Annotated in this window: 13 protein-coding genes; 8 read left to right on the top strand and 5 right to left on the bottom strand. The window is 57.4% G+C overall.

Features of this window, described 5'->3' with window-relative positions; genetic code table 11:
• Positions 1-40 precede the first annotated feature (40 nt).
• The 4 genes from AC2FLE_RS14480 to AC2FLE_RS14465 are packed head-to-tail and all read left to right on the top strand — an operon-like array spanning position 41 to position 4,879.
• Entirely contained in the window at positions 41-988 is a 948-nt protein-coding gene (locus AC2FLE_RS14480) for an ABC transporter permease (RefSeq protein ID WP_496697863.1), read from the top strand.
• Positions 985-1,800 carry an ABC transporter permease gene (locus tag AC2FLE_RS14475; protein ID WP_496690260.1) on the top strand — a complete coding sequence of 272 codons (816 nt, stop codon included), beginning with the start codon at positions 985-987 and terminating at the stop codon, positions 1,798-1,800. The genes AC2FLE_RS14480 and AC2FLE_RS14475 overlap by 4 nt, the downstream gene beginning before the upstream one ends.
• On the top strand, positions 1,797-3,395 hold the full coding sequence (locus AC2FLE_RS14470; RefSeq protein WP_496697861.1) for an ABC transporter ATP-binding protein: 1,599 nt from the start codon (positions 1,797-1,799) through the stop codon (positions 3,393-3,395). The genes AC2FLE_RS14475 and AC2FLE_RS14470 overlap by 4 nt, the downstream gene beginning before the upstream one ends.
• A 32-nt stretch (positions 3,396-3,427) precedes the next feature.
• Positions 3,428-4,879, top strand: coding sequence for an aldehyde dehydrogenase family protein (locus AC2FLE_RS14465; protein ID WP_496697859.1), 1,452 nt, complete (start codon positions 3,428-3,430; stop codon positions 4,877-4,879).
• 3 nt (positions 4,880-4,882) lie between these two features.
• Here the strand turns inward: AC2FLE_RS14465 and pncB are convergent, their stop codons facing one another.
• Entirely contained in the window at positions 4,883-6,175 is a 1,293-nt protein-coding gene (gene pncB, locus AC2FLE_RS14460; protein WP_282022090.1) for a nicotinate phosphoribosyltransferase, read from the bottom strand.
• A 165-nt stretch (positions 6,176-6,340) separates the two neighbouring features.
• On the opposite strand from pncB, the gene AC2FLE_RS14455 reads away from it, so the two are divergent.
• Entirely contained in the window at positions 6,341-6,874 is a 534-nt protein-coding gene (locus AC2FLE_RS14455) for a hypothetical protein (RefSeq protein WP_496692779.1), read from the top strand.
• Here the strand turns inward: AC2FLE_RS14455 and pncA are convergent.
• Entirely contained in the window at positions 6,871-7,464 is a 594-nt protein-coding gene (pncA, locus tag AC2FLE_RS14450; RefSeq protein ID WP_496697857.1) for a bifunctional nicotinamidase/pyrazinamidase, read from the bottom strand. The two genes, AC2FLE_RS14455 and pncA, sit on opposite strands and share 4 nt — an antisense overlap.
• 96 nt (positions 7,465-7,560) lie before the next feature.
• Here pncA and trhO point away from each other — a divergent pair, with 96 nt between their 5' ends.
• Together trhO and AC2FLE_RS14440 are read left to right on the top strand one after the other, a co-directional pair.
• Positions 7,561-8,466, top strand: coding sequence for an oxygen-dependent tRNA uridine(34) hydroxylase TrhO (trhO, locus tag AC2FLE_RS14445; protein ID WP_282022092.1), 906 nt, complete (start codon positions 7,561-7,563; stop codon positions 8,464-8,466).
• A gap of 73 nt (positions 8,467-8,539) precedes the next feature.
• Complete coding sequence (locus AC2FLE_RS14440; protein ID WP_496697855.1) at positions 8,540-9,043, top strand: potassium channel family protein; 504 nt, start codon at positions 8,540-8,542, stop codon at positions 9,041-9,043.
• Positions 9,044-9,056: 13 nt separating this feature from the next.
• Here the strand turns inward: AC2FLE_RS14440 and AC2FLE_RS14435 are convergent, their stop codons facing one another.
• Positions 9,057-9,386: a hypothetical protein gene (locus AC2FLE_RS14435; RefSeq protein ID WP_496697853.1), complete on the bottom strand. Its 330-nt coding sequence runs from the start codon at positions 9,384-9,386 to the stop codon at positions 9,057-9,059.
• A gap of 166 nt (positions 9,387-9,552) precedes the next feature.
• Between AC2FLE_RS14435 and betB the strand changes: the two genes are divergently transcribed.
• On the top strand, positions 9,553-11,007 hold the full coding sequence (betB, locus tag AC2FLE_RS14430; protein ID WP_496697851.1) for a betaine-aldehyde dehydrogenase: 1,455 nt from the start codon (positions 9,553-9,555) through the stop codon (positions 11,005-11,007).
• Between the two features lie 122 nt (positions 11,008-11,129).
• Here the strand turns inward: betB and AC2FLE_RS14425 are convergent, their stop codons facing one another.
• Positions 11,130-13,265, bottom strand: a complete 2,136-nt coding sequence (locus AC2FLE_RS14425) for a hypothetical protein (protein ID WP_496697850.1) — start codon at positions 13,263-13,265, stop codon at positions 11,130-11,132.
• Positions 13,262-14,131 (bottom strand): flagellar motor stator protein MotA, encoded by an 870-nt coding sequence (gene motA / locus AC2FLE_RS14420; protein ID WP_496678419.1) that lies wholly within the window; start codon positions 14,129-14,131, stop codon positions 13,262-13,264. Before motA ends, AC2FLE_RS14425 begins: the two co-directional genes overlap by 4 nt.
• Positions 14,132-14,167: the final 36 nt, after the last annotated feature.

The following is a 14,167-nucleotide window of genomic DNA, read 5'->3' as shown; positions in this document are numbered from 1 at the left end:
CTGTTGCGTAGGCGCGGCTCGCACCCGTAACCTGTTTGTAATGCTACGCTATGCCCTCAAACGTCTGATTTCGCTGGTGATCAGCCTGGCTATCGCCTCGGTGGTCATTTTTGCAGTGATCGAGGTCGCGCCGGGCGATCCGGCATCCTTCATGCTTGGCGTCAACGTGCAGGCTGACACGCTGGCCGCGCTGCGGGTCGAGCTGGGGTTGGATGTGTCCAAACCGCAGCGATATTTCAACTGGGTCAGCGGAATGCTGGTCGGGGATTTCGGCACTTCATACACCTATCGCACGCCGGTGTCTCAGATGATTGCGGACCGACTTTGGGTGTCGCTGCCGCTGGCGCTTTATGCACTGACCCTATCGACCCTGATCGCCTTTCCCGCAGGGATTTACGCTGCTGCGCGCCGGGGGCGGCCGGGCGATGTGGCGGTCATGGGGGCCACACAGCTCGGCATCGCCGTGCCCAATTTCTGGTTCGCCATGATGCTGGTGCTGGTCTTTGCCATCAATCTGCGCTGGTTCAACGCTGGAGGGTTCGCAGGCTGGGACGGCGGGTTTTGGACCGGTCTGCACTCGCTGACCCTGCCAGCCATAGCGCTGGCTCTGCCACAGGCGGCGATTCTTGCAAGGGTCATGCGGTCGGCCCTGTTGGATATTCTGGGTGAGGATTTCATGCGCACCGCACGGGCCAAGGGCCTGTCCCGCCGACAGGCGCTGTGGCGTCACGGGGTGCGCAATGCGCTGATCCCGGTGCTGACTATCATCGGGCTGCAGTTTTCCTTTCTTCTGGCCGGGTCCATCATTATCGAACAGGTGTTTTACCTGCCCGGCCTCGGGCGGTTGGTGTTTCAGGCGATCTCGGCCCGCGATCTGATCGTGGTGGAATCGGTGGTCATGTTGCTGGTTTTTGCAGTGATCACGGTGAATTTTCTAGTTGACCTCGCCTATGCCGCCGTTGACCCCCGTCTGAGGAGCAGGACATGAGCCGTAACCTCATCCTTGGTGCAGTACTCTCCTCGCTGGTGGTCTTGGCGGCGGCACTTTCCTTTGTCTGGACGCCCTATGCGCACGCCGCGCTGAATATTCCCGCCAAGCTGCAACCACCCAATGCGCAGCACTGGTTTGGCACCGATCATTTTGGGCGGGACATGTTCTCAATGATCATGGTGGGTGCGCGCACTTCAATCGCTGTGGCCTTGGTGGCGGTGGGGATCGGCATGACATTGGGCGTGCCACTTGGTCTGGCGGCAGCGGCGCGCAAAGGCACGTGGCTGGATGAGGTGATCATGCGCGGCAACGATCTGGTTTTTGCTTTCCCGTCGTTGGTCATCGCTATCCTGATCACTGCCGTTTTCGGTGCCGGGGCGGTCAACGCCATTATTGCCATCGGTATCTTCAACATTCCTGTCTTTGCCCGTATCACCCGTGGCGCTGCGCTGTCCCTGTGGGAGCGAGAGTTCATCCTGGCCGCCCGGGTCTCGGGCAAGGGCGCGGCGCGGATATCGGCGGAACATATCCTGCCGAATGTGGCGAACTTGCTGATCGTACAGGGCACCATCCAGTTCAGCCTTGGCATTCTGGCCGAGGCAGGCCTGTCCTATGTCGGGTTGGGTGCGCAACCACCTACACCCAGTTGGGGCCGGATGTTGGCAGATGCGCAGACGATGGTCAGTTTTGCCCCGCATTTGGCTCTGATTCCGGGGCTTGCAATCATTGTCACTGTTTTGGGGCTGAACCTGCTGGGCGACGGTTTGCGGGATTGGCTGGACCCCCGAATACGGGTGGCGCGTGCATGAGCTTGCTGGAAATCGAAAATCTCAACCTGTCGATTCATGGCATGGACATCCTCAAACAGGTCAGCCTGTCTGTTGCGTCGGGTGAGATCGTCGCCGTCACCGGTGAAAGCGGTTCGGGCAAGTCCATGACGGCGTTGGCGGTGATGCAACTGCTGCCAAACGGTGCGGATGCCGCGGGCGCGATCCGGTTGGACGGGCTGGACCTGCTGAACTGTTCCGAGGATGAGATGTGCGCCCTGCGTGGCGCTTCGGTCGGGATGGTGTTTCAGGAACCCATGACCGCGCTCAACCCGGTCAAAACCATCGGGGATCAGGTGATGGAGACAATCCTGATCCACAAAGCCATGCCTACTGCACAGGCCGGGTCCCGTGCCGAAGAAGTGCTGACGCGCGTCGGCCTTCCGCCCGAAAGGTTCCCTCTGTCCAGGTATCCGCATGAGCTGTCCGGTGGTCAGCGTCAGCGCGTGGTGATCGCCATGGCCATCGCGTTGCGCCCAAGGTTGTTGATCGCGGACGAACCTACGACGGCGCTGGACGTCACTACGCAGGCGCAGATTCTAGACCTGCTCACGGGGTTGGTGCGCGAATACGACATGGGATTGCTAATGATCACCCATGATCTGGCGGTTGTGGCCGATATGGCCGACCGGATCATCGTCATGCGCTATGGCGAAGTCGTCGAGGCCGGCGCCACCGAACCCTTGCTGCGGAACATGCAGCACCCTTATACACGCATGCTGTTCCGGGCTTCGGGCCATCAGGTCGACCTGCCGGAACCCAAGCCGGCACAGCCTTTGCTTGAGGTTGCACAGGTGGTCCGGGATTACCGTTTGCCCCGAAAGGGCTTGTTTGATGCGCCGCGACACCACAGGGCTGTGGCTGGGGTCAGCTTTACACTGAACAAAGGCGAGCGCTTAGGCCTGGTCGGAGAGTCTGGGTGCGGAAAATCGACCCTAACACGGGCTATCCTGGGGCTGGAAGAGGTGCAGAGCGGCCAGATTCTGCTGGACGGGCAGCCAGTATTCACCGGGCACAAACCCAATCTGGCCGTCCGGCGTAAGATGCAGGTTGTGTTCCAGGACCCCTATGGCAGCTTCAACCCCCGACACCGGGTCACGCGCCTGATCACCGAGCCGTTTCACCTGCTCGAACATCCCCCAACCGGATCCGAGCGGCAGGATCGGATCGCCGAGATTCTGACGGCCGTAGGTCTCAGCCCCGATGACGCGGGTCGGTACATTCACGAATTCTCGGGCGGGCAGAGGCAGCGTATCGCCATCGCCCGTGCCCTGATCATCCGGCCCGAACTGATCTTGTTTGATGAGGCGGTCTCGGCCCTTGATGTTTCTGTCCGGGCGCAGATCCTTGATCTGCTGGCCGAGCTCTGCGGCGCCTATGACCTGACTTATCTGTTCATCAGCCACGACCTAAGCGTCGTGCGCACCATTACCGACCGGGTTTTGGTGATGCAGGCGGGGCAGATTGTCGAACAGGGTGAGACCGAACAGGTCTTTTCCAACCCGCAGCACCCCTATACCCAAACCCTGATCGCCGCCGCACCGACCCTGCCGGATATCGGTCAAAATGTGGCGTAAACTACAATGTTAGAGACGAAATGGAGCCTGACATGACCAATCCCCTGTGGTTCGATCCCAGCTTGTGCCTGATTGGCGGCGCGTGGCAGCGGCCTGCGTCTCAGGCCGATTTGCCGCTGATCAACCCGTCGGACGGGTCCGAGCTATGTCGGATCGCGCGCGGGGATGCTGATGACATCGATGCTGCGGTGAACGCGGCGCAAAAGGCGCTGGATGGGGACTGGGGCCGCAAAACCGCACTGGAGAGGGGCCGCATTCTGACCCGATTGGGCCAGATGGTGCTGGAATGTGTCGATGATCTGGCTGCGTTGGAGGCGATGGATGTCGGCAAACCCCTGACACAGGCGCGCGCCGATGCGGTGGCACTGGCGCGGTATTGTGAGTTTTACGGAGGCGCGGCGGATAAGGTGATGGGCGAAACGATCCCTTATCTGGATGGCTATACCGTCTATACCCTGCGTGAACCGCATGGTGTGACGGGCCACATTGTGCCGTGGAATTATCCTATGCAGATCATCGGCCGCTCTGTCGGGGCGGCTTTGGCGATGGGCAATGCCTGTGTGCTGAAACCAGCGGAAGAGGCCTGTTTGACCGCGCTTGCCTTTGCCCATCTGGCGCAGCAGGCCGGGTTGCCGGCGGGCGCTTTGAACGTGGTTCCGGGGCTGGGGGCCGAGGCCGGGGCGGCGCTGTCGGCGCATCCGGGGATTCAGCATGTATCCTTCACCGGCTCCGTTGCCACCGGCGCGTTGGTGCAACAGGCCGCTGGGCATAACGTGGTGCCAGTGACGCTGGAGCTGGGCGGGAAATCCCCGCAGCTGGTGTTCGACGATGCAGATCTGGATGCGGCCCTGCCGTTTCTGGTGAATGCGGGCGTTCAGAACGCAGGGCAGACCTGTTCGGCCTCCTCCCGCGTTCTGGTGCAACGCGGAGTGTATGAGCAGGTCAAATCGCGCATGGCCTCGGCCTATTCCGAGTTGACCGTTGGGCCCGCGTCCGAAGATTTGCGCTTGGGGCCCCTGATATCAGCACGTCAGAAGGACATCGTGACCGGATTTATCGACAAAGGCGCAGATCTGAATATCGTGGGACAGGGGCCGATTGTTGGTCACGCACCCGAGACTGGCGCCTATGTGCAACCGACCCTGTTTGCCGACGTACCCCCTGATCATGTTTTGGCACAGGATGAGATTTTCGGCCCAGTCCAAGTGCTGATCCCCTTTGAGACCGAGGAAGAGGCCCTGCAGATCGCCAACTCCACCGATTACGGGCTGGTTGCCAGCATTTGGACACGCGATGGTGCGCGGCAGATGCGGCTGGCAAAGAAGTTGCGGTCGGGGCAGGTGTTTATCAACAATTACGGCGCTGGCGGCGGTGTGGAGCTGCCCTTTGGTGGTGTCGGGAAATCCGGCCATGGTCGCGAAAAAGGGTTCGAAGCGCTGTACGGGTTCTCACAGGTGAAAACGGTAGCCGCGTTCCATGGTTAGGGCCTAAACGATAACCTCGATTGGCTGTTGCACGCCAACGCCGAAGACACGTTTGTAGCGCTCGATCTGATCCGCCGGACCCATCGCTTTTTCCGGGTTGTCCGAGAGTTTGACCGTCGGGCGACCATTGGCCGAAACCGCCTTGCAGACCAACGAGAAGGGTGCCAGCGCGTCATCGGGAACCAGCCCTCTGAAATCATTGGTCAGCAGCGTGCCCCAGCCGAAGGATACTTTGGTGCGGCCCGCAAACTGACTATGCAGTTCGCGGATTTTGTCGACATCCAGACCGTCAGAAAAGATCACGCGTTTCTGTTTGGGATCCTCACCGCGCGATTGCCACCATTTGATCGCAGTTTCTGCACCGGTTGCCGGATCACCGCTGTCGATTCTGATGCCGGTCCATCCCGCCAACCAATCTGGCGCGTCGTCCAGAAAACCCTTGGTGCCATAGGTGTCAGGCAGGATGATCCGTAGGTTGCCGTCATGTTCCTCGTGCCAATCGCTAAGCACGTCATAGGGTGCCTGCGCCAGTTTCTCATCAGTATCAGCCAGCGCAGAGTAAACCATGGGCAACTCGTGGGCATTGGTGCCGATGGCCTCGACCTCGCGCCGCATGGCGATCAGGCAGTTCGAGGTGCCGGTAAATGCAGGGCCCAGACCTTCGATCATGGCTTGGACGCACCAGTCCTGCCATAGAAAGGAATGCCGCCGTCTGGTGCCGAAATCGGCGATGCCCAGCCCCTGAATCCCTCGTAGATGTTCGATTTTCTCCCATACACGGGTCATCGCACGAGCATAGAGAATTTGTAGCTCGAACCGCCGCATCGCATTCAGCACCGAGCGGGATCGCAGTTCCATCAGGACTGCCAATGCGGGAATTTCCCACAGCATGACCTCGTGCCATTTGCCTTCAAAGGTCAATTCGTACTGATCACCTTTGCGTTCAAGGTGATAGGGCGGCAGTCGCAGGTTCTCGAACCACCCCATGAAATCCGAACGGAACATCTGACGTTTGCCATAAAAGGTATTGCCGCGCAGCCAAGTGCTTTCCCCCCGGCTCAGGCTGAGTGACCGAATGTGGTCCAGCTGTTCGCGCAGCTCCCCCTCATCAATCAATTCAGCCAATGGAATGTGATTCGACCGGTTAATTAGTGAAAACACCACATCCGTTTGGGGCTTATTTCGAAACACTGACTGGCACATCAGCAGTTTGTAGAAGTCTGTGTCGATTAAAGACCGGACAATCGGGTCAATCTTCCATTTGTGATTGTATACTCGCGTCGCAATATCGACCATTGGGAACTCCTGCGATTTCCGTTGTTAGATCAATAGGTGCGTGGAATGGCAAGAGTCGCTAAATTGATGACAATGACAAGGTCAAGTCACAATGCGAGCATATTGTGGGGTCTTTTCACCGGTTAGTGGAAAGAGGGGGATGGATAGTCGAGGTTTAGTTAGTGAATGGTTCTCGAGTACGACTTTGATATTGTAACGATCGCTTCGGGGGAAAACGATCCGGAGACGACCCCGTCAGGGGCGCAAAACGGACGCAAAGTGCGTGCGCTGTTTAGGAATGTGAAAACAGCCGATGCATTGCGGGCAGCGTCACCCAAAATACGCAAAATTTTTCATGATGCCGGTTTTGGTCTGGATTCGACGCGCAGCGAGATTACCCATGGATATTACCGTCCACAGGATACGGCGGACAGGGATCGCATTCTGCGCGCCTTGTTTCACAATATCCGGACGACGGGAGTCAAAGGCGAATATTGCGGCGAGTTTGATTTCCTGAAGTTCATGAACGATGTAAAAGCCGCCAAGCCGCGCGCCGGGTTGCCCAAAGAGGTTCCGATGTGGAAACCCAGGCCACAGCAGGCGGAATCGGCCGGACCAAATCGCCGAACTGTACCAGGCCGGGTTGGGTTTGCTTTGGGGTTGGCGGTGATTATCTTTGCGCTGCTCAAGTATCTGGCGGCTGCGGGGGCAACCCCTTAAATCAGCCGAACGCCAGCATCTTTCATCGCGGTCTCTGCCGAGGCCAATGACCCATCCAGGTTAATTGCCCTGCAGGCTCTCATCTGAACTGACACGTCGAAACCCAGCCGCGCTGCGTCAACCGCAGAGTAGTAGACGCAGAAATCCGTGGCCAGCCCGACGAGTGTCAGTCTCTCGATTTCACGGGTGCGCAGATACCCTTCCAACCCGGTGGGCGTGGTCTGGTCGTTCTCAAAGAACGCCGAATAGCTATCGATGTTGCTGCGGAACCCTTTGCGCAGGATCAGATCGCCATCCGTACGCAGGTTCGCATGAAATGCTGCCCCATTTGTTCCCTGCACGCAGTGATCTGGCCACAAAACCTGAGGCCCATAAGGCATCTCGGTCATGTCATAGGGGTTTTTGCCCGCATCGCTGCTGGCAAAGGACGAATGCCCCGCAGGGTGCCAGTCTTGAGTCAGGATCACCGTGTCAAAATCTGGCATCATCGCGTTGATCGGAGCCACGATCTCATCCCCGCCGGGAACCGCCAACGCACCGCCGGGACAGAAATCGTTCTGAACATCGATCACAATAAGGGCATGGGTCATGGGGACCTCCTTCGGTTGCGTTATCGGTAGTGGGCGCGACAAGGGGCGTCAATCCGGTCTCTTGCGACTCTGTCCGCGCGGGTTTAGACCGCGCGCATGTATACGATCGCTGCTCTCTATCATTTCACCCGGTTCGCCAACCACGAAGCCCTTCGTGCGCCCTTGCTTAAGCTGTGCCGCGCGCAATCGGTCAAGGGGACGCTCTTGCTGGCACAGGAAGGGATCAATGGCACTATTGCCGGACCCCGCGCTGGCATTGACGCGGTTCTGGCCCATATCCGTGCGCTGCCCGGCTGTGCTGATCTGGAGTGGAAAGAGGCCACGTCTGACCAACCGCCATTTGGCAAGATCAAGGTACGCCTGAAAAAAGAGATCGTGACCATGGGCCAACCGGACATCGATCCGCGCGCCCGTGTCGGCAATTATGTCGAGCCCGAAGACTGGAATGATCTGATCCGCTCGGATGATGTGGTGGTGATCGACACCCGAAATGATTACGAGGTGGCAATCGGTACGTTTGAGGGCGCGTTAGACCCTGAAACAAGCAGTTTTCGTGAATTCCCCACCTGGTGGGAAGAAAACAAGGACCGGTTCCACAATAAGCGTGTGGCGATGTTCTGCACGGGTGGCATCCGGTGTGAGAAATCCACCAATTACCTGTTGGGTCAGGGGGTCGAGGATGTCTATCACCTGAAAGGTGGCATCCTGCGGTATCTCGAGGAAATGCCCGTCGAGAACAGCACCTGGCAGGGTGAATGCTTTGTGTTCGACAACCGCGTATCCGTTGGGCATGGGCTGGTCGAAGGGCCGCACAACCTGTGCCATGGCTGCCGTCGCCCGATCCTGCCTGAGGATGTGAAACGTGCCGAATACGAACACGGCGTGTCCTGCCATCAATGCATAGAGGAAACCTCTGAGGTCGACAAAACCCGGTTCCGGGAACGTCAAAAACAGATCCTGCTGGCACGTCAGCGGGGACAGGAACATCTGGGCACGGACTGATTTTCTGAAATCTGGTTGCCACGCAGGACAGTCCACCGGATAATCCCGGAGATTTCAGCGCGTTGGAGGTTCCATGTCCCGAAAACCCACGACTTTGGAAGAATGGAAATCAACGCTGCTGGCGGCAGCCGCAATGGTGGTTGCCAGTTTCCTCGCATGGTTCGGTCTGTCCCGTCTGAGCGAGGGCACCGCAGGTGACACGATCGGTACGATCACCTCTGTGGGGCTGGTTGTATGGATGGTGTCTCAATCCTGGTTTTATATGACTCAGGTGAAATCACCGCGCCGCATTCTGCTTTTGATGGGTGTGTCCTTTATTCAGGTCGTTCCGTTCCTGTTCGCCGCTGCCTATGGCGCATTCGGGTACCAGGATAATTGCGTCATCGGGGCGCAAGGGCCCGCTGATATCCTGTATTTTTCTTATGTTACCTTCACCACCGTTGGGTACGGCGATATGTCCCCAACCGGGCTGTGCCGCGCCCTGGCCGTGGCCGAGGCGGTGACCGGCTATATCCTACTGGGCCTGTTCGTCGCGGCGGCGGTGGCGTTGTATGCCCGCAATCATAGTCCGGATTAGGCTCTGATTTCGTCTATTTGTTTTGATCTATCCAACGCGACATCATCTGCTTGTCGCGAAAACACTCCGACGGGATTGGGCGGCGTTTGCTGCGCGAGATACGTTCGGCAAAGGCAACCTGCTTACCGGTCGGATAATTTGCAAATGGCGAGGGATCATCAGGTTTGTGTTTGGAAATCCAGGCAGACATAGACTGACGGTCGCGCTGCGCCTCGACCGGAATCTCAAGTGCAGTTTGCTCCGCGATGGCGCGGGCATAGCGTATCTGCCGATCGGTGGCGGGCAGCAGGTGATAGTCGTTTGTCGGGCCGTGCGGGGCGGCGTTTCGCAATGAATAGGCCATCGGTTGATCCTCTGACTATGTAGAACATAAATAGAACATTAACCGAAAATTTCAAGCCGCGGCCTGTTGGAATTGGCAGGAAATCGCTCTGGATCAGTTTTATTGACTGCTGAGTCAATAAAATATAGATGCGGAGGAAACAGCTTCTGATCAGGGAATCCCCACAATGAGATTTCAGCCCAAGGCGAGCCATTTCATCAACGGTGAATATGTCGACGATACGACCGGAGCACCCATAGACGTGATCTACCCTGCAACAGGGGAAGTGATCGCACGGCTGCATTCTGCTACTCCGCAGATCATAGATCAGGCTCTAAACAGCGCAAAATCGGCACAGGCAGACTGGGCCGCGATGTCTGGGACCGAAAGGGGCCGTGTTCTGCGCCGCGCCGCGGACATCATGCGCGAACGCAATCGTGATCTGTCGATCATCGAAACCCACGATACTGGAAAACCGCTGCAGGAAACGTTGGTTGCCGACGCTACTAGCGGAGCCGATGCGTTGGAGTATTTCGGAGGTCTGGCGGCCTCGCTGACCGGCGAGCATATCCCGCTGGGTGGTGGGGATTTCGTATATACGATCCGTGAGGCGCTTGGGGTTTGCGTCGGAATCGGTGCGTGGAATTATCCAACCCAGATTGCCTGCTGGAAAGGCGCGCCTGCTTTGGCCTGCGGCAACACGATGGTATTCAAGCCTTCCGAGACCACGCCCTTGTCTGCTCTGCAAGTGGCCGAAATCCTGGTCGAGGCCGGGGCACCAAAGGGTGTCTATAACGTAATTCAGGGTTATGGCGATGTGGGCGCATCACTTGTGACGGACCCCCGTGTTGCCAAGGTCTCGCTGACCGGATCGGTACCGACAGGGCGCAAGGTTTATGCCGCAGCAGCCGATGGCATGAAGCATGTCACGATGGAACTAGGCGGCAAGTCCCCCATGATCGTGTTCGACGATGCGGATATCGAAAACGCCGTGTCTGGCGCCATTTTGGGGAATTTCTACTCTTCGGGTCAGGTCTGTTCCAACGGCACCCGCGTTTTTGTACACAAAGGCATCAAAGAAGCCTTCCTCGATCGCCTGTCCCAGCGTCTGGCGAATGTGAAAATCGGCGACCCGATGGATGAAGAGGTTAATTTCGGTCCGATGGTTAGCGAAAACCAGATGAATATCGCTCTGGGTTATGTTGAAAAAGGCAAGGCAGAAGGTGCGCGTTTGGTCTATGGCGGTGCGCGTATCGAAGGCGACGGGTTCTACATTCAGCCCGCCGTCTTTGCCGATGTGACCGATGAAATGGCCATCGCGCGCGAGGAAATCTTCGGCCCGGTTATGTCAGTGTTGGATTTCGAAACCGAGGAAGAGGTGATGGCCCGCGCCAATAACACCGAATTCGGTCTGGCAGCCGGTGTGTTCACCAAAGATCTGACCCGAGCCCATCGTATTGTGGCCGCTTTCGAGGCCGGCACCTGCTATATCAACACTTACAACCTCGCACCCGTTGAAGCCCCGTTTGGAGGGTCAAAAATGTCTGGGGTCGGGCGGGAAAACTCGAAATTGGCAATCAATCATTTCAGCGAGATGAAAACGGTCTATGTCTCGATGAATGACGTCGAGGCACCTTACTGACTAAATCCAAAAATTCAGGCTCTGTTCATGGGGTTTTCCCTCTGGAACAGAGCATTGGATGCCGCGGTTCGTCAGGAGATCAGCCCTGACTCAGTGGCCACCCTGAGTTTTTCCCAGACGTTTCAGTCCGCCCTCACAAGTGCGAGAAGCTGAGCGATTTTCTCTCGGGCGTTGGCGCTGTTTTCAAGCAGGGCAGTTGCATCCGCCAATGGTCGTTCTTCAATCCTGGTTACAGGTTCTGCTAATGCCAGAGTCGCCCGCCTGACCTGTCCAAATTTTTGGTCGGCCTCAGGCTGCGGGACGTCTTCCATATCAGAAAGCCAGAACAATCTTTCTGCTTCGTTCACCCTGTCAAACTGCAACAATACCCGCCCTGCATTTTCAAACTCACCTATATCCAGATCGGCCTGGGCCCGCAGTGACATGGCCTTGTCCGAGGGGTCATCCCCTAACTCCAGCAAGGCTTTGTGTGGCTGGCCGGACAACAATGCCGCCTGCGCGCGCAAAAGGGCTCGGTCCTTTCGCCTGATAGTGTCCTGAGGTCGGTTGGACCAAAATAGCGTTGGACGGGCAAACCCCAGCGATGCCAACCTTTCGGCAATGGAGATTGCGGTTTCGGTTGTCAGCGATTGTGCCATCGGTTCGGGCAGGTTGAAGATGCGCCGCAAAAAGGTATCGTCGTCGGCGCGCGCAGTCAGTACTTGAACGGCCCGGTCCAGCGTTTCAGCTGAATTGGGAATATCTTCTAACAGATCAAAAGATTGGTCGAACTCTTGGCCCAAACTCAGCGCCAGCGCATATGTACGTTGCATAAGTGGGCCGATCTCAGATCGGCGCAATTCGACCGTATAAGATGCGGCAAGTTCGAGCTCCCGGGCGGAGGCTGACCCGCGTTCCGCCCACCGCTGTTCAATCAGTCGCGCCAGTGCCAGAGGCGCTTCGAGCCCCGCTTCCGAGCTGCCCACCACGTCTTTCAGCAAGGTTTCGGATTTTTCCTGATTACCTTCGGCCTTTGCAACACCGGCCTCGGCCTGAATCGCGCCGGGGCTGGGTTTGGTTTCGATGCGATCAACAGCCCGCAAGACGCGCCGCGCGGCTTCAAGTTTTTGGGCTGCAACGAAAATGTCGGACAGCATAGGTCCGACTTGCCGACGCAGATGATCCGGTAGTCGCGCAAACGATTGTTCCATAACCCTTATCTGGGCATCTTCGGCGAGCTTACCCTCGGTCAGAGCGGCCCAGATTGCGGCGTCACTTTCGCAACGCTGTAGGTCGCGGAATGGATTTGACCCTTTCAGTGGCCGGTTGTCCAGAACAGCGGCAATCGCAGAAATCCGGTTCGTTTCCGGCGTCTCTTCACCCATCCAGCCAAGGCTGCGAACCGCCTCGGCACCGAAGCCGAAATACGCATAGAGCTTGGCAAGCTTCATGGCCCGTTCTTTGTCAACGCGATCGAACTCCTGAAACAGGCCAGTGCGCAGCTCTGCCACCTGTTCGGGGAACAGGCGCCCATCGGACCAGCTGTCAAAGCCTAGCTCGGCGCTGGAAAAGCAGGCTGGTTTCTTTTCCAGTTGTGGAATGGATGGTCCCAGCAAGCCATCCAGATCGTCCAGTACCGACGTAACTGCGATGTTCAGGTCCATACGCGGTGGCATGTCGAGCGATTGATTGCCATTCGAGTTCCTGGGCCCAATCTGAGATAGTTCAAGATCAACCAGATCTCGGTCAGCGCCCTGCAACAATCGCGTCGATAGCTGGTCCTCAAATACCTGCGCATTGAGATTCAAAAGCGGCAATACCAGAGGATCAAGCGCCTGTGGCCCGGGCAGCGGGGCGTTTACCACAGCGGCTTTGGGCAGCGTTGGGGGTGGAATGTCGCTGCTGATCGGTGGAAGGGCTGCCCCCGGCGCAATATCCACAACGATCATCGTGTTTTGATGCAGAAATGCGGTGGCAAAGCAGTCGCAGCCGAATTCCATCTCTAACGCATCACCCGGGTTGGTCTGTGAGATCGCAGACAGACGGTTCTGCGACAGCCGCTGAAACACTGCCCCGGTCTGAAATTCGACATCAAAAAGCGCTATGTCGAGTCTTGCGCCATTCTTCGTTTGCTTCAGACCCCATTCCGTACCCGGGGGCACCTGCACAACAAGACGCGTATATCCGTCATGCTCGCCCGATCGCACAGAAATGTCGCGCGCGCCAGCCTGTCCAGCGGCCGTAAGCGCCGCTGAAACCATTAGGGCGTATCGGATCATGCCGCTGCCTGCTTTAGCTCTTTCAAGGCCTCTTCAAGTTCTGAGAAACCCGGCCTGTTATGGGTGGGAGTGTTCTGCCGTCCGACTTCGATGCACATGGCTGGGTTGTGGTTGTGCAGGTTGGCAACCAGAACCTCTTTGATCAACTGATAGAAGTGATTGTCTTCTTCCACCACGGATTTGAGTTTTCCTGCAAATGGGCCGACCAGCCCATAAGCCAGAAAGACCCCCAGGAACGTCCCGACCAAAGCGCCACCGATCAGCTTTCCCAACACTTCTGGGGGTTGATCAATCGATCCCATCGTTTTGATAACGCCCAGAACTGCCGCAACAATTCCAAGTGCGGGCAGGCCGTCAGCAACAGTCTGTAGCGCGTGGCTAGAGTGCATGGCGTGGTGAAAATTCGCCTCCATCCGCTTTTCCAGCACCTCTTCGACCTGGTGGGGATCGTCATAATTCAAAGAGGCAGCCCGCATCGTGTCGCAGATCAAATCGACGGCTTCTTTGTCGGCCTGAATTTTCGGATAAGTCGAAAACAGAGGCGAGTTTTCGGGGTCTTCGATATGCTGTTCAACCTCGACCGGGTTGGCCTTGGCGATACGGATCAGCGAAAACAACAGGCACAGCAGGTCACGGTAGTCATCTGGTTTCCATTTCGGCCCTTTGAATACTTTTGCCATATCCTTGATCGTGTGCTTTACGGCGCTCAGGTCATTGCTGATCATAAATGCGCCGACCGCAGCGCCACCAATCATCATCATTTCAAACGGCAGGGATTTCATGATGATGGTCATTTTCCCGCCAGCCGCCAAATAGCCGCCGAACACCATGACGAAAATAACAACAATTCCGACAATTCCGATCATAAGAGGTCTCCGGCGAATTCCGATGCAGGGTTGAAA

This window comes from Ruegeria sp. CDSA077, from assembly GCF_059612265.1.
This window is presented reverse-complemented; position numbering and strand designations above follow the sequence as displayed.

Bases quoted from the DNA above. Each gene is read 5' to 3' on its own strand.
- AC2FLE_RS14465 (WP_496697859.1), top strand. From the start codon at position 3,428: ATGACCAATCCCCTGTGGTTCGATCCCAGCTTGTGCCTGATTGGCGGC.
- AC2FLE_RS14470 (WP_496697861.1), top strand. From the start codon at position 1,797: ATGAGCTTGCTGGAAATCGAAAATCTCAACCTGTCGATTCATGGCATG.
- pncA (WP_496697857.1), bottom strand. From the start codon at position 7,464: ATGACCCATGCCCTTATTGTGATCGATGTTCAGAACGATTTCTGTCCC.
- AC2FLE_RS14440 (WP_496697855.1), top strand. From the start codon at position 8,540: ATGTCCCGAAAACCCACGACTTTGGAAGAATGGAAATCAACGCTGCTG.
- trhO (WP_282022092.1), top strand. From the start codon at position 7,561: ATGTATACGATCGCTGCTCTCTATCATTTCACCCGGTTCGCCAACCAC.
- AC2FLE_RS14425 (WP_496697850.1), bottom strand. From the start codon at position 13,265: ATGATCCGATACGCCCTAATGGTTTCAGCGGCGCTTACGGCCGCTGGA.
- pncB (WP_282022090.1), bottom strand. From the start codon at position 6,175: ATGGTCGATATTGCGACGCGAGTATACAATCACAAATGGAAGATTGAC.
- motA (WP_496678419.1), bottom strand. From the start codon at position 14,131: ATGATCGGAATTGTCGGAATTGTTGTTATTTTCGTCATGGTGTTCGGC.
- betB (WP_496697851.1), top strand. From the start codon at position 9,553: ATGAGATTTCAGCCCAAGGCGAGCCATTTCATCAACGGTGAATATGTC.
- AC2FLE_RS14475 (WP_496690260.1), top strand. From the start codon at position 985: ATGAGCCGTAACCTCATCCTTGGTGCAGTACTCTCCTCGCTGGTGGTC.
- AC2FLE_RS14455 (WP_496692779.1), top strand. From the start codon at position 6,341: ATGGTTCTCGAGTACGACTTTGATATTGTAACGATCGCTTCGGGGGAA.
- AC2FLE_RS14480 (WP_496697863.1), top strand. From the start codon at position 41: ATGCTACGCTATGCCCTCAAACGTCTGATTTCGCTGGTGATCAGCCTG.
- AC2FLE_RS14435 (WP_496697853.1), bottom strand. From the start codon at position 9,386: ATGGCCTATTCATTGCGAAACGCCGCCCCGCACGGCCCGACAAACGAC.